General features: G+C 58.4%; 13 protein-coding genes. 10 read left to right on the forward strand and 3 right to left on the reverse strand.

Features of this window, described 5'->3' with window-relative positions:
- Positions 1-13: 13 nt before the first annotated feature.
- Positions 14-997, reverse strand: coding sequence for a cyanophycinase (locus tag M9Q49_RS10030; RefSeq protein WP_254508594.1), 984 nt, complete (start codon positions 995-997; stop codon positions 14-16).
- Positions 998-1,172: 175 nt separating this feature from the next.
- Here M9Q49_RS10030 and M9Q49_RS10035 point away from each other — a divergent pair, with 175 nt between their 5' ends.
- Positions 1,173-1,553: a nucleotide pyrophosphohydrolase gene (locus M9Q49_RS10035; RefSeq protein ID WP_254508596.1), complete on the forward strand. Its 381-nt coding sequence runs from the start codon at positions 1,173-1,175 to the stop codon at positions 1,551-1,553.
- A gap of 70 nt (positions 1,554-1,623) precedes the next feature.
- Here the strand turns inward: M9Q49_RS10035 and M9Q49_RS10040 are convergent, their stop codons facing one another.
- Complete coding sequence (locus M9Q49_RS10040; protein ID WP_254508597.1) at positions 1,624-2,211, reverse strand: phospholipid scramblase family protein; 588 nt, start codon at positions 2,209-2,211, stop codon at positions 1,624-1,626.
- A 207-nt stretch (positions 2,212-2,418) separates the two neighbouring features.
- Between M9Q49_RS10040 and M9Q49_RS10045 the strand changes: the two genes are divergently transcribed.
- Entirely contained in the window at positions 2,419-2,949 is a 531-nt protein-coding gene (locus M9Q49_RS10045) for a GlcG/HbpS family heme-binding protein (RefSeq protein ID WP_254508598.1), read from the forward strand.
- A 37-nt stretch (positions 2,950-2,986) separates the two neighbouring features.
- Here the strand turns inward: M9Q49_RS10045 and M9Q49_RS10050 are convergent, their stop codons facing one another.
- On the reverse strand, positions 2,987-4,267 hold the full coding sequence (locus M9Q49_RS10050) for a hypothetical protein (protein WP_254508599.1): 1,281 nt from the start codon (positions 4,265-4,267) through the stop codon (positions 2,987-2,989).
- Positions 4,268-4,401: 134 nt separating this feature from the next.
- On the opposite strand from M9Q49_RS10050, the gene M9Q49_RS10055 reads away from it, so the two are divergent.
- From M9Q49_RS10055 to M9Q49_RS10090, 8 genes are all read left to right on the forward strand, one after another.
- A complete protein-coding gene (locus M9Q49_RS10055) occupies positions 4,402-5,832 on the forward strand; it encodes a neutral/alkaline non-lysosomal ceramidase N-terminal domain-containing protein (protein WP_254508600.1) in 1,431 nt (476 codons plus the stop codon).
- A gap of 13 nt (positions 5,833-5,845) precedes the next feature.
- Positions 5,846-7,042, forward strand: a complete 1,197-nt coding sequence (locus tag M9Q49_RS10060) for an aminotransferase class V-fold PLP-dependent enzyme (protein WP_254508601.1) — start codon at positions 5,846-5,848, stop codon at positions 7,040-7,042.
- Positions 7,039-9,381 carry a PSD1 and planctomycete cytochrome C domain-containing protein gene (locus tag M9Q49_RS10065; RefSeq protein WP_254508602.1) on the forward strand — a complete coding sequence of 781 codons (2,343 nt, stop codon included), beginning with the start codon at positions 7,039-7,041 and terminating at the stop codon, positions 9,379-9,381. Before M9Q49_RS10060 ends, M9Q49_RS10065 begins: the two co-directional genes overlap by 4 nt.
- Before the next feature lie 8 nt (positions 9,382-9,389).
- Positions 9,390-10,856: a DUF1501 domain-containing protein gene (locus M9Q49_RS10070; protein ID WP_254508604.1), complete on the forward strand. Its 1,467-nt coding sequence runs from the start codon at positions 9,390-9,392 to the stop codon at positions 10,854-10,856.
- A gap of 164 nt (positions 10,857-11,020) precedes the next feature.
- Entirely contained in the window at positions 11,021-13,921 is a 2,901-nt protein-coding gene (locus M9Q49_RS10075) for a DNA translocase FtsK (protein ID WP_254508605.1), read from the forward strand.
- 155 nt (positions 13,922-14,076) lie between these two features.
- Entirely contained in the window at positions 14,077-14,442 is a 366-nt protein-coding gene (locus M9Q49_RS10080; RefSeq protein ID WP_254508606.1) for a BlaI/MecI/CopY family transcriptional regulator, read from the forward strand.
- Positions 14,439-14,915, forward strand: coding sequence for a hypothetical protein (locus tag M9Q49_RS10085; RefSeq protein ID WP_254508607.1), 477 nt, complete (start codon positions 14,439-14,441; stop codon positions 14,913-14,915). The genes M9Q49_RS10080 and M9Q49_RS10085 overlap by 4 nt, the downstream gene beginning before the upstream one ends.
- On the forward strand, positions 14,836-16,404 hold the full coding sequence (locus tag M9Q49_RS10090; RefSeq protein ID WP_254508608.1) for a M56 family metallopeptidase: 1,569 nt from the start codon (positions 14,836-14,838) through the stop codon (positions 16,402-16,404). The genes M9Q49_RS10085 and M9Q49_RS10090 overlap by 80 nt, the downstream gene beginning before the upstream one ends.
- The last annotated feature ends 117 nt before the right edge of the window (positions 16,405-16,521 follow it).

Consider the following 16,521-nt stretch of genomic DNA (forward strand, 5'->3'; position numbering starts at 1 on the left):
CCGCGAAGATTGGCTAGCGCGCGACGGCCACTTCCTCATACACAATATTCGTCGCATTGCGAGCATTGCGCGTCAGCCAGGCCGTTTCACCTGGTGTCAATTCAGTCCAGCTGGTGGTGCGACCTAGACGTGATTTCACAAACACGTGCGCCGAGCCGGAGCCCAGAACTTGCAACTGATTGCCGCGGGCTACGAGCGCGGTTCGTTCTTCCACGGCGAGGCCGATCATTTGTTCGCCAGCGCCACGACGGCCCGTGAGTTCATCGAGCTGCGCGTTGTTTCGCAGCAGACCAGTGAATCGCTCCAGACGACCCGACTTGGCGTCGAAGTGTTGTTCCACGATCGCTTTCGTCAGCAGTCCTAGCCCGTGGGCCGCGCGGGCGGTAGCGGGCGCGTCGGCTGTTTCGCGCTCATCCCACATCGTGATGACTTCAGGAACCGCTGCCATTCCTGCCGAAGTGCCGCCGACCACGCCGCCGCGCTCGAGTACATTGCGCAACAACTTTTGAAACCGCGTTTGCTGCGGATAGTTGCCGACAAACCGATAGTTCAGCCGCGACTGCCACCCGCCAGAGAACCACACCGCTGTCGCCGTTTCCAGCGGTTTGCAAAACGCCACGTCGTCCGCATCCGCTGGATCGTCGGTATAGAGAAACTGAAAACTCCTCGCCCAGCCTTGCTTAACGAGCGCCGGCCAGGAGCTGTAGCGACTATTGAGCGCGGCGAGAAACTCTTCGTCTGTGTCGTAGGCTTCGCGTCGGAAGCCTGCGCAGGGAATGAACACGATCCGCGCATTCCGGCCGCCGGCGAGTTCCACAAAACGGTTGAACACATCGCCGGTGATCGCACCACCACCGTGCAGCACGACGGATCCCGGCTGCTGCGCATCAATCGGCGTGGGCATGCCGAGCAAATCCTGCGCTCGCGACTCCGAGCCACTGATTGCGCGAATCAACAACACCACGACCAGCCCAGCACGATTTAGCAGGTTCGTCACGTTCATTGCCTCCCGCGATTTTGCGTTGCTCCCGTCGGCGATATTAGAGCGATTTCCCGCGAACGAATGAAGCGAAGTTTGTCCGACTGCCGCTGGCAATGCTGTGAATGCGCAGCCGCCGGAGTCGAGTAAAATGCGACCTTTCACAACCAAGGCTGCTATCAGAAGTGCTTCCATGCCCGACGTCACGACGCCGATTCAGCATCTCAAGGACACCATGCGTAGGTTCGTCGACGAGCGTGACTGGCGGCAGTTTCATGCGCCGAAGAATCTCAGCATGTCGCTGGCGATTGAAGCCGCGGAGCTGATGGAGCATTTCCAGTGGATCGACGTGGCCGAGTCGCGCCAAGTAAAAGATGACCCCGCCAAGCTCACCGCGATCGGCGAAGAATTGGCCGATGTGCTCTGCTATGCCTGCGCGCTGGCCAATGAACTGGGGCTGGATATCAGCGATATCGTGGAACGCAAAATGCTGAAAAACGCCGCGAAATACCCCGCCCAGGAGTTTCGCGGTCGGTATGGTAAAGATGACCAGCGGCCGACTTCCGCGTCGTAAGCCACACTGGCCGCGTGTCCCGCCAATAAAAGCAGGACATGCCGAGACTCTGCGATTATTCCCGCAGCTCTTATTCCTTCAAAACCAGGTCGATGCACATCACCGCACCGACGATCAACATCCGGACCGGATTATCAAACGGCACCTGGTCGGAGATTTGCAGAATGTAGTTGTCTGCGCTCGTGAAGAGTTCCTTGCCGAGGCCAGCCCACTTCTTGCTGACCTTGGCCAGTTCGGTGTTGCCCGACATGAAGGTGAACTCCCAACCGGTCCATTTGCCCTTTAGTTCGCACACCGGCTGATCATTGCTGCCGAGCACAGTGAAGGCGCCGCCGATCGAAAACAGCTTTTGCTGAAAGCCACCCACGCGCTGCTGCGTTTCGTTGAGCACGTCGACCTTCGACAGAAAGAAGGTCACACCGCGCTTGACCGACAACACCGGCGTGCCGTCGGGCGTGCGAATCTGAATGTCGAACGGCGTTTTGTTTTTGTGCTTGGTGAACCGGAGCATCTTGGTGATGAAGCCCAGCCGCTCTTCGCGGCAGTTCATGATGATCTGGTTTGTGCTCGGATCAAGGATGTCATAGTTGCTGGCCGCTTTGAACATGCCGGCATGTTCCTTGACGAAAAACAAATTGCGGTTGAGCACTGGATGCATAGTCATAGACTCCAACAGGTTGATATGCGGGACTGGCGAACGAGTTGCCGGATTATCGAGGCTGGCGACAAACGTTGCAAGCAATGGGGGCTGGAACGAACGTGCAGACAGCGATTGAATAATTCAATCCTCGCAAGTGGGACCAGTAGTCCGACTTTCGTTGCAAGTTTGTAAGTGTTACGAACCCTTAGGGCGGAGTGCTTGAAAATGAACTGCAAAGTGGCTGGCTTGATCATAGCGATCTGCTGTTTGGCCGCACCGGTTTTGGCCGAAGAGGCGTTGGTGACGCGCGAGCGGGTCAGGCTGAATCTCGCGGGCGCGGAACTGATCGTCGCGGCGGCCAAAACTCAGGCGGCGAGCATGAAGCTCAATGTGAACATCGCCATCGTCGATGACGGTGGTCACCTGCTGGCCTTTGCTCGCATGGACAACGCTCGACCTGCGAGCGCGGGCACAGCCCTCACCAAAGCCGTGGCTGCAGCGACCACGCGCGTCGCCACTGGCCCGGTTCGTCGCGGCGATGCCGAGCCCGATTTGCTGCTGAACTTGAGCCTGCAAAATGCCGCAGCGGCCGGCGGCACGAAAATGACGAGCCTGCTCGGAGGGGTGCCGATCGTGGTCGATGGCCAGGTGATCGGTGCGGTCGGAGTGGGAGGTGGCACGGGCGAACAAGATGCCGAAGTGGCCAAGGCGGGAATCGACAAACTACTCACCGAACTGGCGCGACAAAAACAATAAGCCTGCCGCACGCGAAGTAATCCATCGCTGAGGGGCTTCACGTCCGCAGGAACTGCGATTCCTGCGGCGCTCGATAAGCAAAAGACAAATGCGGAGTCTCCAGCCGTTGCTGCTCTTTGCCGAGCGAACGAACACCGGCTTCGACGAGCCCGGTAGTTAGCAAAGTCCGTTCGATCGGCGTTGGTGACTTACCGGTCAAGAATGTCGCCTCGGCTTGTGCCATCAGGCCAGCCGAATAAGTCACGTTCGGCGTGGGCGGCAGATAGAATAACGTCGACAACGGCTCGGCCTGATCTTTCAAGCGCGCGGCAAAGGTAAAGTCGGTGACCAGGCCGTTCAGCAGAAGCATGGTCGCGTGCGTGCCGTCACGGTACTCGATCCGATACGCGACGGGATCTTTCACGAGCGCGCGAATCTGCTCCGCCGTCGGATAGCGATGGCTGTTGTTTTCGAGCTGCGCAAGCGTCTGGCAACGTGAGAGGCACGCTTCGAACAATCGCGAATCAAAGCCTCCATTCTTCCAACCTTCAGCCGCAAAAGCCTTCCAGACCGCATCGCCGCGCAAACCTTGCACTGCGGCGACGCCGGTTTCGCCGCCGCGACGGCGCTCGGCCATGCATTGAATGACTTCGAGGGCATGAAAGTCATAACTGTCGACGCCGCCAAACGCGACGCAGAGCATCTCTTCGACCGCGGCATCGTGCGGCATCTCGATCGATGGCATCCGCCAGGTTACGGGCAAAGACGAGCCAGCGCAGAAAGGAATCTTCAGCTCCCGTGCCGTATCATACATTTCGCGAGCCCAATCCCAATTCCACGACAGATGCTTGTCGTTGAACACCGGCAACGATCGCTTCTCCTCACGGAAGACCTGTGCCACCTGCTTGAAGAATTCATAGCGAGGATATTTCGTCTGACCGAACTCACTCTTCTCATAGTCGCCATGCTCGCCGATGATCAGCACCGCATCGACGGCCATTTCCTTGCCGCCACAGCGCAGAGTTTCGGCGATCGTCGGATAGAGCGGGAACTTGAACTCCTCGCTCCGTTTCTTGCTCAGATCACCATCAGGCCGCTGATCGACATACGCAGCAACCACATCCAGCGGCGGCCGGTGCCATTTCCCTTCTTTGGGATATCCCACTAGAAATCTCTCAGCCATGTGCCAGGCGTGTGAGCGATTTCGCCAAACCGTGGTGACGACGGCGAGTTTCTTGCGCGGTGGTTCTTGAGCGAGCAGTGAACCGCCACTCGCCAGGCAGGCCACCGCACTCGTCGCAAAAAAGTCACGCCGCGTAAAGGAGAATTTGTTTGCCATGCGAATCGCTCGCGGTGCAGGGAAAAGTACTTGGCGGGGCGCATCGTATCAGTCACATTAGCGAGAGGCAAACCGACCAAAGAGCCACGCCCGCAGCAAGTGAGAGGCGGTTGGCATTCGACGGAATCCAATCCATGAAATTCGCTTCTTTGCTTCTCGCTCTCCTCTTCACCACTCCCGCGTTCGCTGCCGACACTTTTCAAGCCGGCGCCGCAACGAGCAACATCACGCCGCCGCTGGGGCTTGAGATCGTCGGTGGCTTTGTGCCCTATCCGTCCGAGCAGATCCATGACGAGCTGCACGCCCGCTGCCTGGTTCTCGACGACGGCAAAACGAAGCTCGCGATTGTTGTCTGCGATTTGCTCGGCATTCACCGCGTGGTTAGCGACGAAGCTCGGAAGATGATCGAGCAAAAATCAAAGATCCCAGCGGCGAATGTCCTCATCAGCGCGACGCACACGCACTCGGCGAGCAGCGTGCTGGGACAGAAGAGATTTCAACCGGACCAAACGCCTGATGACTATCAAAAGTTCGTCGCGCAGCGAATTGCCGACGGCGTGGCGCGCGCGATTCACAATCTCAGGCCAGCACAAATTGCTTTCGGCAAAGTAGACGTCCCCGAGCATGTCTTCAATCGCCGTTGGCACATGAAACCCGGCACCGCGCCGGTGAATCCCTTCGGCGAGGTCGATCAAGTGAAGATGAACCCGCCGACTGGCAACGCCAATCTGGTCGAACCCGCCGGGCCGACCGATCCGACGATTTCTTTTTTCTCGGTGAAGGATGCCGAAGGGCGGCACCTGTCCTTGTTTGCGACCTATTCGCTCCATTACGTCGGTGGCGTCGGCAAGGCTGATATTTCGGCCGATTATTACGGCGTTTGTTGCGAACAGCTAAAGCAACTGCTGACCAAGGATGAACCCGCCGACATTGCCGTCGATCGGCCGCCGTTTGTCGCTCTCCTCGCCAATGGGACGAGTGGCGACATCAACAACATCAACTTCCGCACTCCGCGACCGGCGAAGAAGCCGTATGAGCAAATGAAGTACGTCGCTCACGACGTCGCTGCCAAGATCGAAGGCGCTCTCGCCAATCTCAAATATCGAAATGACATTTCTCTTGCCGCTGCTTATCGCGAGTTGCCAATCGCCTGGCGCAAGCCCACGGCAGAGCAACTGAAGTGGGCTACGGAAACTACAGCGGCCGGCCCAAAGAGCAAGCAGGATTTGTCGTTCATCTACGCCGAGCGAACGCAGCGGCTCGCCGAAATTAAAGAAGAAAAGACCAACCTGCCGCTGCAAGTCCTGCGCATCGGCGATGTGGTGATCGGCACCATGCCCTGCGAAGTCTTCTGCGAGATCGGTCTGGAATTCAAAAGCCGCAGCGAGCAGCAACCGGCCTTCATGGTCTCGCTCGCCCACGGCTACTTCGGCTATCTGCCATCGCCGCGGCATTTCCGTCTCGGCGGCTACGAAACCTGGATCGGCACGAATCGGTTGGAACCCACGGCGTCGGACAAGATGCTCAGCGCGCTTTTGGAGATGTCGAAGGAACTGAAGAAGTAACCCCGACCGCTCCATGAAACCAAACCAACTCAAGCGCGCCCGCAGCGAGACTCCCGGCTGCAACCAGGTCTTGCATTTCAACAATGCCGGCTCGTCGTTGATGCCCGAGCCCGTAATCGAGGCCATGCTCGATCATCTGGAACTTGAAGCCCGCATCGGCGGCTATGAAGCTGCCGCTCAGGAAGACGCTCGCCTCGAGCGTTTCTACGATGTGACCGCGCAGCTGCTCAACTGCGGCCGTGACGAAATTGCCTTCGTCGAAAACGCGACGCGAGCCTGGGACATGGCGTTCTATGCCATTCCCTTTCAGCCCGGCGACCGCATTCTCACCGCGCAGGCGGAGTATGCGAGTAATTACATTGCTTACTTACAAGTCGCACGCAAAACGGGCGCGAAAGTCGACGTCATTCCCAACGACGATCACGGCCAGATTTGCGTTGAGCAATTGAAAGCGATGCTCGATGAGCGCGTGAAACTGATCGCGATCACGCATGTGCCGACGAATGGTGGCTTGGTGAATCCCGCAGCCGAGATCGGCGCGATTGCCCGTTCGGCAGGGATTCTTTATCTGCTCGATGCCTGTCAGTCCGTCGGTCAATTGCCCGTCGATGTGCAAAAGATTGGCTGTGATTTTCTCTCGGCGACGGGGAGAAAGTTCCTGCGCGGGCCGCGCGGCACAGGCATTCTCTACGTACGTCGCGAAGTCTGTCAGCAACTCGAGCCGCCGTTTCTCGATTTGCATTCCGCAACTTGGACAGCGCACGATCAGTACGTCATTCGTCCCGATGCCCGACGTTTTGAGAACTGGGAAATGAATCTCGCCGGCAAACTCGGCTTGGCCGCGGCGGTCGAATATGCACTGGCTTGGGGACTCGAAACCATTGCGGAACGCATTCAGCTACTGGCCACGAAGCTGCGCGACGGCTTGAAGCAAGTCGCCGGCGCAACGGTTCTCGACCTCGGCCGGCAGCGCTGCGGCATTGTCAGTTTTTGTTTGGCCGGCGTGAGCGGGAACGATGTGAAGAAGCGTCTCGCCCGCCAGCAGATCAACGTCAGCGTCTCGCCACAGAGGTTCACACTGCTCGATATGCAGCAGCGGCAACTCGAACATGTCGTACGAGCCTCGGTCCACTATTACAATACCGAGCAAGAGATCGAACGCTTCCTCCAAGTTTTGCGGACGATTGCCGTCGAGGTCGAACCCACGTGACGCTGCTTCGGTCGATCATCACGTTTCTACTTATCGTCACGCCTGCCGCGCCGCTGTTCGCCGCCGATGCTCCCGATTTTGAACGCGATGTCGCGCCGATTCTGGTAAACCATTGCCTGGAGTGTCATCAGCCGAACAAGAAAAGTGGTGGCTTGAATCTGGTGACAGCCGCTGGGTTGCTTGCTGGCGGTGAACAAGGGGCCGCAGTTGTTGCTGGTGATCCATCCAAGAGTCTGCTGCTCGAGCGAATTACCAGCGGAGAAATGCCGCCGCGCGAATCGAAAGAATCCAAGCCCTTATCTGCCGAGCAAATCGCGACACTTCGCACTTGGATCAACGCCGGCGCTACATGGCCCAAAGATCGCGAACTCGGTGTTCACGAAAAGAGCGTTGATCTGACGAAAGCCCGGCAATTCTGGTCGTTTCAGCCGATCACACGCTATCCGTTGCCTACTTCACCCGATGTTCGTGCGGCAACTTTTCTTGATCACTTCGTCGCTGAGAAGTTGGCGGCGAATCAACTGGCCATATCGCCGCCAGCCGCACCACGTGATTTGCTGCGACGTGTTTCGCTCGATTTGCGCGGACTACCCCCGACGTTGATCGAGCAGGAAGAGTTTCTGAACGATCGCGCGCCAGATGCTTACGAGCAATTGCTCGATCGCCTCCTCAGCGATCCCGCTTACGGCGAGCGAACCGCGCGGCCGTGGCTCGATCTCGTGCGCTACGCAGATTCAAACGGTTACGAGCGCGACGGTAGCAAGCCAAGCGTCTGGAAGTATCGCGATTACATCATTGATGCGTTCAATCGCGACAAGCCATACGACCGCTTCGTGCTGGAGCAACTAGCCGGCGATGAACTAGCGGATCCAACTCTCGAAACCCACATCGCACTGGGCTTTCACGCCCTCGGTACCTGGCAGGATGAAGTCGATCCGCTCGAGTTGCCGCAGTACCGTGCCGATGAAATGGACGACATGCTGCGAACGACGTCGCAAACATTTCTCGGGTTGACGCTCGGTTGTGCCCGCTGCCACAACCACAAGTTTGATCCGCTCACGATGGTCGACTACTACAGCTTGGCCGCAATCCTCGCACCATTGAAGCGGCCTAATCAAGGACGGGACGATCGTGACCGTCCCGAAGGGACGCCCGAGCAGATCACCGCAGAAAAATCCCGCAATGCAGCAATCACCGAGTTGCAGAAGCAAATCGACAAGCTGCAGCGCGAGAAGCCAGTAGATTTCGCACGACAAGTCGCTCAGCGGCAGGCAACGCAACAGGAACTTCGAGCGCAGACGCTTGATTTGCCACGGATCTATCGCCTCTTTGAAGATGGCTCGCCGCTGCCGACGACGCATTTGCTTCTCTCTGGCCGGGCGAGCAATCCTGGCCCGGTGATGCAGCCGCGCGTCCCCGCCGTGCTCACCGGACAGCGGCCACTCTTTCCACAAACATCCCAACCGACATCTGGGCGACGACTCGCGCTCACCAACTGGCTCATCGCGCACGACAATCCGCTGACATCGCGCGTCTACGTCAATCGCATCTGGCAACAACACTTCGGCCGCGGCTTGGTTGCCACGGCCAGCGACTTCGGCGAGAAAGGCGCGCGGCCAACACATCCTGAGTTGCTCGATTCACTCGCTCATTGGTTTCAACACGATGGCCAGTGGTCGACGAAAGATCTGCGTCGCCTGATCCTTACGAGTCAAACGTATCGCCAATCCTCCGCGCCGCGCGAAGCAGCCGAAGGGGCCGATCCTGAAAATCAGCTTCTTTGGCGATATCCCTACCGTCGACTCGATGTCGAAGCCATTCGCGATTCGATGCTCGCGACGGCAGGCAATCTCAACCGACAGATGCACGGCCCGGCTGTCTTTCTGCCGATTCCCGCCTCGGCGATCGAAGCCCACACCGACAAACAGTCGGCCTGGAAAGCCGACACCGAGCCGAAGATTGACCGTCGCACGGTTTATGGCTACGTGAAGCGTACACTCCTGGTGCCGATGCTTGAGACGCTCGATTTTTGCGATACGACGCAATCCACCGAGCGCCGCGCGATCACCAGCGTCGCGCCGCAGGCGCTCACGCTCTTCAATGGTGAGTTCACCAATCGACAGGCGGAACAATTCGCGGATCGTTTGATTCGCGAAGGTGGTGACGATGCGAACCAACAAATCACGCTTGCGTTTCGCTTGGCAGTCGGCCGCGATCCAACCAAACAAGAAATGAACTCGTTGAAGGACTTTCTTCAAAGCGATCGTCCGTTGCGCGAGCACCTCGTCCAAATGTGTCGCGTCATCCTGAACCTCAACGAGTTTGTTTACCCCAACTGAGTGCCCGCATGACCGCTTCTCTCCAGCGAGTGATTGCGAATCCGACTTCCTGTGGCCGATCGCGCCGTGGGTTTTTGTGGGAACTCGGAGGCGGCTTTCTCGCGTTGCCACTCGTGGATTTGCTCGGCCGTGAAGGCTTCTTTGGAAAATCTGCCGCGGCGAGTGAGCATTCGTATGTACCGGGACAAACGCACTTCAAAACAAAGGCCAAGCATTGTGTCTTCCTGTTCATGAACGGTGCGCCGAGTCAGGTCGATACGTTTGATCCCAAAGCTGCGCTCGACAAGTACGACGGCACCGCGTACGCCGGCAAGACCAAAGTTGGCTCAAACGGCCGCGCTGTCGGCAAATTGATGAAGAGTCCGTTCCGCTTTAGAAAGCACGGCGAGAGTGGTCTCGAGATCAGCGACCTGTTTCCGCACACGGCGAAGCATGCCGATGAGTTGTGTGTGCTGCGGGCGATGTACACCGACACAGCCGCTCATTCCTCCGGCTGCTTGCAACTCAACAGCGGCAGTCCGCTCACCGGTCGGCCAAGCCTCGGTTCGTGGCTGAGCTACGGGCTCGGCTCGCTCAACGACAGCTTACCGAGCTTTGTTGTCATGACCGATCCGCGCGGCGGGCCGATCGGCGGCGCTCCCAATTGGGGTGCCGGGTACATGCCGGCGCGCTTTCAGGGAACACTCTTCCGCAGCGGTGAATCGCCGCTTCTCGATCTCGCCACTCCCGCTGGAGTTTCGCCCGAAGGGCAGAGAAAGTCGCTCGATCTGTTGAAAGAGCTGAATTCGCAACAAGCTGCGACGCGACCGCAAGACTCCGAACTCGCGGCCCGCATTCTGTCGTATGAACTGGCCTATCGCATGCAAACCGAAGCAGCCGAGGCCGTCGATTTGAACAAAGAGGATCGGCAGACGCTCGAGATGTACGGCATGAACAATCCGGTCACCGCCGATTTTGGCCGCAAATGCCTGATCACACGGCGGTTGATCGAAAAAGGTGTGCGGTTCATTCAACTGTATTCCGGTGGTGGACACATCGAAGCGACTTGGGACGGCCACAACGATTGCATCACGAATCATAAGACGCACGCCGGCGAAACCGATCAGCCGATTGCCGCACTGATGACCGATCTGAAACGTCGCGGCTTGTGGGATGAAACGCTGCTCATCTGGGGCGGCGAATTTGGTCGCACGCCGACCAGCGAAGGTGTCGGCAAACCAGGCCGCGATCACAACTGGCTTGGCTTTTCGATGTGGCTCGCCGGCGCCGGTGTGCGCGGCGGCCAAGCCGTGGGCGCGACCGATGAACTCGGCTTTGAGGGCGTGAGCGATCGTTGTCACGTCTCCGATTTGCACGCGACGATTCTCCGACTGATGGGTTTCGATCACGAGCGACTCTCCTATCTCTACAACGGTCTCGATCAGCGATTGACCGGCGTGACCGAGCACCACGTGATGCAGCAGGTGCTGAAGTAAGCCGCACGGTCGTCATATCCGTTACCACCAGCGCGCGAAGCCCTGCCAGCAATGCTGCTTGTTCAGCGACGGGGGCGAATCTTGAATGCGGCTGCGGTGTTGCGTCGATGTAATCAGAGACACCCTAAACCTGCGCACTAGCAGCGAAAACAGGTGTCGTGGGCATGGACGCGCCCAAGCACTTCGTTGGCCACCGCACGCAGCCGAAGATGGTTGCGACCCCGCGCGTCATGCTTGAGCAGCGAAATCTTCGATTGGATCTGGCCGCGCTCGCGCTGGTGGCGGCGATCATTTTCTTGACGTGCGCGCTGCTGACGTATCATCCCCACGATCCCGTTGGGCCGCTGCCGCCGCCGGTCAACTTGCTCGTCAACGCCGATCCGCTCGCGCTGCCGCCGAGCAGTACGATTCACAACGCCTGCGGCTTTTGGGGCGCGCTGGCGTCGAACTTGCTGTTTACGACGTTCGGCTACGGCTCGTATTACCTGGTCGCCACGCTCGGACTGATCGATTATCAAATGCTGCGGCGGCAACAAATCGACCGGCCGTTACTGCGTGCCATCGGTTGGTTTCTTTCCCTGGCGGGCGCGACGACGCTCATCGCGTTGCTGCTCCCGGGCGTATCGCCGGGACCAGTGATCGGCGCCGGCGGTTATGTCGGCGCGCTTGGCAAAGCGATTGTGGAAGCGCACTTCGCCATGGCTGGCGGTGTGATTCTGATGACCAGCATCACCATCGGCGGTCTGATTCTCTGCACCGATGATGCCGTGGTGCAAGTCGCTCGCGGTGTAGCCGAAGTCGCACAGCAGCGCAACCGCTGGATCTTCGGCAATGCGGAGTCTGGAGAAATCGATGCCGCGACCGGCAAGGCGAAGCGGACCCGCAGCGACCTGGATTCGTCGGTTCCTGAAAATGCTCCTTCGCCGCTCAAGGTGAAGGGGAAGAACAAGATCGTTCTCGAAGAGGAACCGCAGGAATTTGCCAAGCCCGCCGCGACGAAGGCAAATTCGAAGAAGGTTGCCGCTGAAGTTTCCGAAGACGAAGAGGATGCTCCGCTTCCCATCAAGCTGCCCAGCAAACCGGCCGCTGCGCCAGCGGCGGCAGTTGCTCCTACGCCGGCTGCTGCCGATCTGAAGGTGCGAAATTCCGCAGACAAGCGGAAGGAGCAGAGTGAGCGCGAGAAACTGAACATCAATGAAGCGAATCCGCTCGGTGACGAAGAGTATCAACTTCCCAGCATTGAATTGCTGCAATACGGCCAAGACATCGACTACGACAAGCAAGCGACGGAAGTCCGCCGCATTGCGAAAATTCTGGAACGGACATTCGCCGATTTCGGCTTCAATGTGAAGGTCGTCGAAATCGAGACTGGTCCCGTGATCGCCCAGTTCGAGGTCGAACTGGAGGCTGGCCTGCGTCTCTCGAAGATCACGAATCTGGCCGACGACCTGGCGATCGCGCTCCGCGTACCAAGTGTGCGCATCGTTGCCCCCATTCCTGGCAAAAACTCCGTCGGCATTGAGGTTCCCAACGCGGACGACCAGCGACAAGTGGTGTGTCTGCGCGACGTCATCGAAGAGTCTGCTGCGCTGCCGAAGGTCAAGAAGATGGCAATCCCGCTGTACCTCGGCAAGGATGTGAGCGGCAACGCGCTAGTCGCCGATCTCGCGGCGTTGCCGCACTTGCTCATCGCGGGTCGTACCGGTACCGGTAAGTCGGTTTGCTTGAATACGATCATCACATCGATTCTCATGACCCGCGCTCCCGACGAAGTGCGAATGCTGATGATCGACCCGAAGATGGTCGAACTCAGCGGTTACGGTCGGTTGCCGCACTTGATGCATCCCGTCGTCACCGACATGCGCAAAGCCGAAGCAATCCTGGCTTGGGCAGTAGAGAAGATGGAAGAGCGCTACACGCTGCTGGCTCGCGCAGGTGTGCGTCACCTCAGCAGCTACAACCAGCTCGGCGAAGAAGAGTTGATGGATCGTCTACAGCCCGAGAACGACGAAGAACGCCAAAGCATTCCCTTGCAGCTGCCATCGATCGTGATTGTCGCCGACGAGTTTGCCGAACTGATGATGACCGCGGGCAAGGAAGTCGAGACACACATCATTCGTCTCGCGCAAAAATCCCGCGCGGTCGGTATTCACCTGATCCTCGCCACGCAACGTCCGACGGTCGACGTCATCACCGGTCTCATCAAATCGAACTTGCCGTCTCGCATCGCGTTTCAAGTGACCAGCCGTACCGATAGCCGCGTCATTCTCGACGAAATGGGAGCCGACAAACTCCTCGGCAAGGGTGACATGCTCTTCCTCGGACCAGGCACGAGCACGTTGCTCCGTGGTCAGGGTACGTGGGCTTCGGACGACGAAATCAACTCCGTCGTCGCCCACTGCAGCAAGACCAAGCAGAACTTCGTGCATGAACTCGTCAATATCAAGGTCAAGGAAGAAGAAGGCGCTGAGCCCACCAAGCCCGGCCAACTTAAGAAACGCGACGAGCTGTACGAATCGGCAGTCGACCTCGTCGTGCGTGAACAACGCGGCAGCGTCTCGCTGTTGCAACGAGCCTTGGGAATCGGTTACGGCCGCGCGGCGCGCTTGATCGACTTCATGGCCGAGGATGGCATTGTCGGCCAATACAACGGCAGCCAGGCCCGCGAGATTCTAATGACTGTCGCCGATTGGGAAGCGATGCAAGCCGGCGGCGGCGAGGAAGAAGCACCCGCGCCACGCAAGAAGGCAGAAGGGAAACGCTCGAATAAAGTTCTCCCCGCTGCTTCCGCGGGAGAAGATGCGAAACCAAAGCCCCCAGCCTCGAAGAAGCGCGTCGTTTCCGTTGTGCATGAAGAGAAGGAAGAAGCCGAGGAAGAGGAATCGCTCGACGATGAAACTGCCGAGGAATCGGATACGCTCGACATGAATGGCGGCGACGAGGAAGATGCCTTCGCCGAAGAGGAAGAGGCCGACTCGGAATTCGACGAAGTTTCTGAAGACGAAGACGCCGAGTTGGAGGAAGATGAAGACGATACTCAGCACTTCCGGGCCGAAAGCGCCTAGCAAGCATCGCGAAAAATAGTTCTGCGGCTCGCTCTTGACGGTTTACTACACCAGTCGTAACATGCCTTACGACAGCTGTAGTAAACCGTTTTTCTTTTTGCATCCGCACCAAAATGGCACGGCCGAAACCGACTGAACACTTCGCTTCTGGTGAAATGAGCATCCTCCGCCTGCTTTGGGACCTCGGGGCCAGCACGCTCGCCGAAGCCCATGCCGAGATCGTGCGTCGCGGCGAAAAGATCGGCTACACCACGGTGCAGACGCGACTCGAACGTCTCGTCATGAAAGAGGTCGTCACCAAGACAACGGACCGCCCGGCGAAATACCAGGCAGCCATCGCGCCGGAGGAAGTAAGCGGGCCACTACTCGATTTGCTCTTGGAAAAGGTCAGCGGGGCCGTACCGTTGTTCGCGCAGTTGATCCAGGATCCCACGCTGACCAGCGAAGACCTCGCCGAAATGAAACGGCTGATCGCTGCCGCGGAAAAGGCAAAACGAAATCCACCGGAGGGGAAGAAATGAACATCCTCTCGGAAACACTTCTTCCTACTCTGTTTCGCACTGCGGTAATGGTCGCCGGCATGATGCTGGTGATGCGCGCCGCGCTCTGGTTGCTGAATATCCGTCATCCCGTATTTCATCGCTGGGCCTGTGTGCTGATTCTGCTGCAAGGCTGGCTGATCGCGCCGCTGGTGATTGCAATTCCTTGGTACGATCCGCCGATCGTTACGAAGACAACCCAACTAACAGCAGGTTCGCCGGATTTCTCGCTGCCAGGAAAATCGTCGATCGCGCTGCCGGCTGCAACCGATCATTCGCCGCAATCGGGTGTTGGCTGCCGCCGCACGCTGGTTCACGTTTTCTCGATTGAAAATCGTGGCGGTCGCTACTGTTGGTTGTTTGTGGTTTATGGGAATGCTCGCCAGCTTCGTCGTCTTCGCCGCCAATTACCTGCGTTACTGGCGCATCGCTCGCTCCCAGCCCCCGCTCACTGACGACGAGCGAGCAACATGGCAATCGCTGCTTCGGCAAACATCCGGACCGCAGTCACTGCCGCTCAAGCTGACCACTGTGCTCGGCCCGATGCTCTGCTTGTTGCCCCGCGGTTATGAACTATGGATTCCACGACGATTTTGGTCGGCGTGTTCGCTCGCCGAGCAAGAAGCCATCGTTCGCCATGAGTTGTCGCACTATCGTCGTGGCGATGTTTGGAAGAACTGGCTGATGTATCTGCTCGCTTTGCCGCAGTGGTTCAATCCAGCGGCCTGGTGGGCGGTCTCGCACTTTCAGCAAGCGGGCGAATGGCTCTGCGATCTCGATGCCGCGGCCGCTTCGCCGCAGCGGCGGACTGAGTATTTGCAGGCCTTGCTCCGGCTCGTCGAGCTTCAACCTCCTTCTTGGACACATTCAGCGGTTGGGCAATGCGCGCACGCTCATCCGCTGCTGGTGCGTGTACGTCGTTTAGTTTCTCCTCAACTTCGGGATTCGTTTATGAACAAGCTCGTGTTTGCCGCGGTCATCGCGGGTGCGGCTGTGTTGCCGCTGGTGCGGATCGAATTGGTCGCGCGTGCCGCCGATCCGCCGGCTGCGCTCCTTGCCGTGAAAGATCGCATTGCCGTGCTCGACGGCCGGCTCGGTGAAATCAAAGACAGCCTCGCCGATTTGAAGAAGCGGGGCGAAGAACTCAAGAGCTCGATTGAGACGAAAGTTGCCGACCTGAATAAACTGGCGGAAGATCCAACGCAGCTCAGCGATGACCTAAAAGAAAAAGCCAAGATCTTCCTCGGCAACGATGAAAAAGCGCAGCTCGAAATCGTTAAGGACCTCGGCAAGTTGGCCAGCCAGGACGAGCAGCTCCTCGCACTCGGCCGTATCGCAAAGGACTCCCCGCACGAAGCAGTCCGCCGACTTGCGTTGCAGCAAGTCCTTGCCAAGGGCGAAGCCGGTTATCCAGCCATAGCGTTGAGTTTCGAATCGCTGAATAACAAAGATCGCGGCTTCCTCGCACTGGAACTCAACAAGCTTGCGAATAACGACAAGCTAATCCTCTTTCTCGCCATGGCAAAGAACGCCGACGATGAGTTGCTGGGAACGCTAATCGGCCTCGATCTGACGTTCCAGCAGCGGATGATGCTCCTGGCAACACTCGCCGATTCCCACAAGGATGACGAGAAGTTCGCTGAGCGGGTTCTCGATCTTGGCGACAAGACCGCCGGCGACGATGGCTTGTTGATTCTGTATGCTGCCGCCAAATCGGCTTCGGGCAAAAACGCGGCCACGGCGGTGAAGCATGCGACCAAGCGCAAAGCCGACGCCTGGCCGGTGATCGCGGTGGCTTACAAGAAGGAAGACAAGGATTGTCGCGCTGCGGTTGTTCGCGCGGCAAAAGAACTCGGCGGCGAAGGGGCCGACTTCTTGATCAAGCATGCGTTCGAGGATTCCAACGCGGAACTGCGGGCGGCGGCGGAAGAAGCGGTGAAGTAAGCTACGGCTGACTTCGCTTCCCAAGCCCTGGCTTACGCCGTGGGCTATGACAGGAACGCCCTGGAAGCTGAAGCTTCCGGGGCGTTTTCGTTTTGCCGATCAGTGCTAAAATCCGGG

Source organism: Anatilimnocola floriformis (assembly GCF_024256385.1).
Classification (GTDB): Bacteria; Planctomycetota; Planctomycetia; order Pirellulales; family Pirellulaceae; genus Anatilimnocola; species Anatilimnocola floriformis.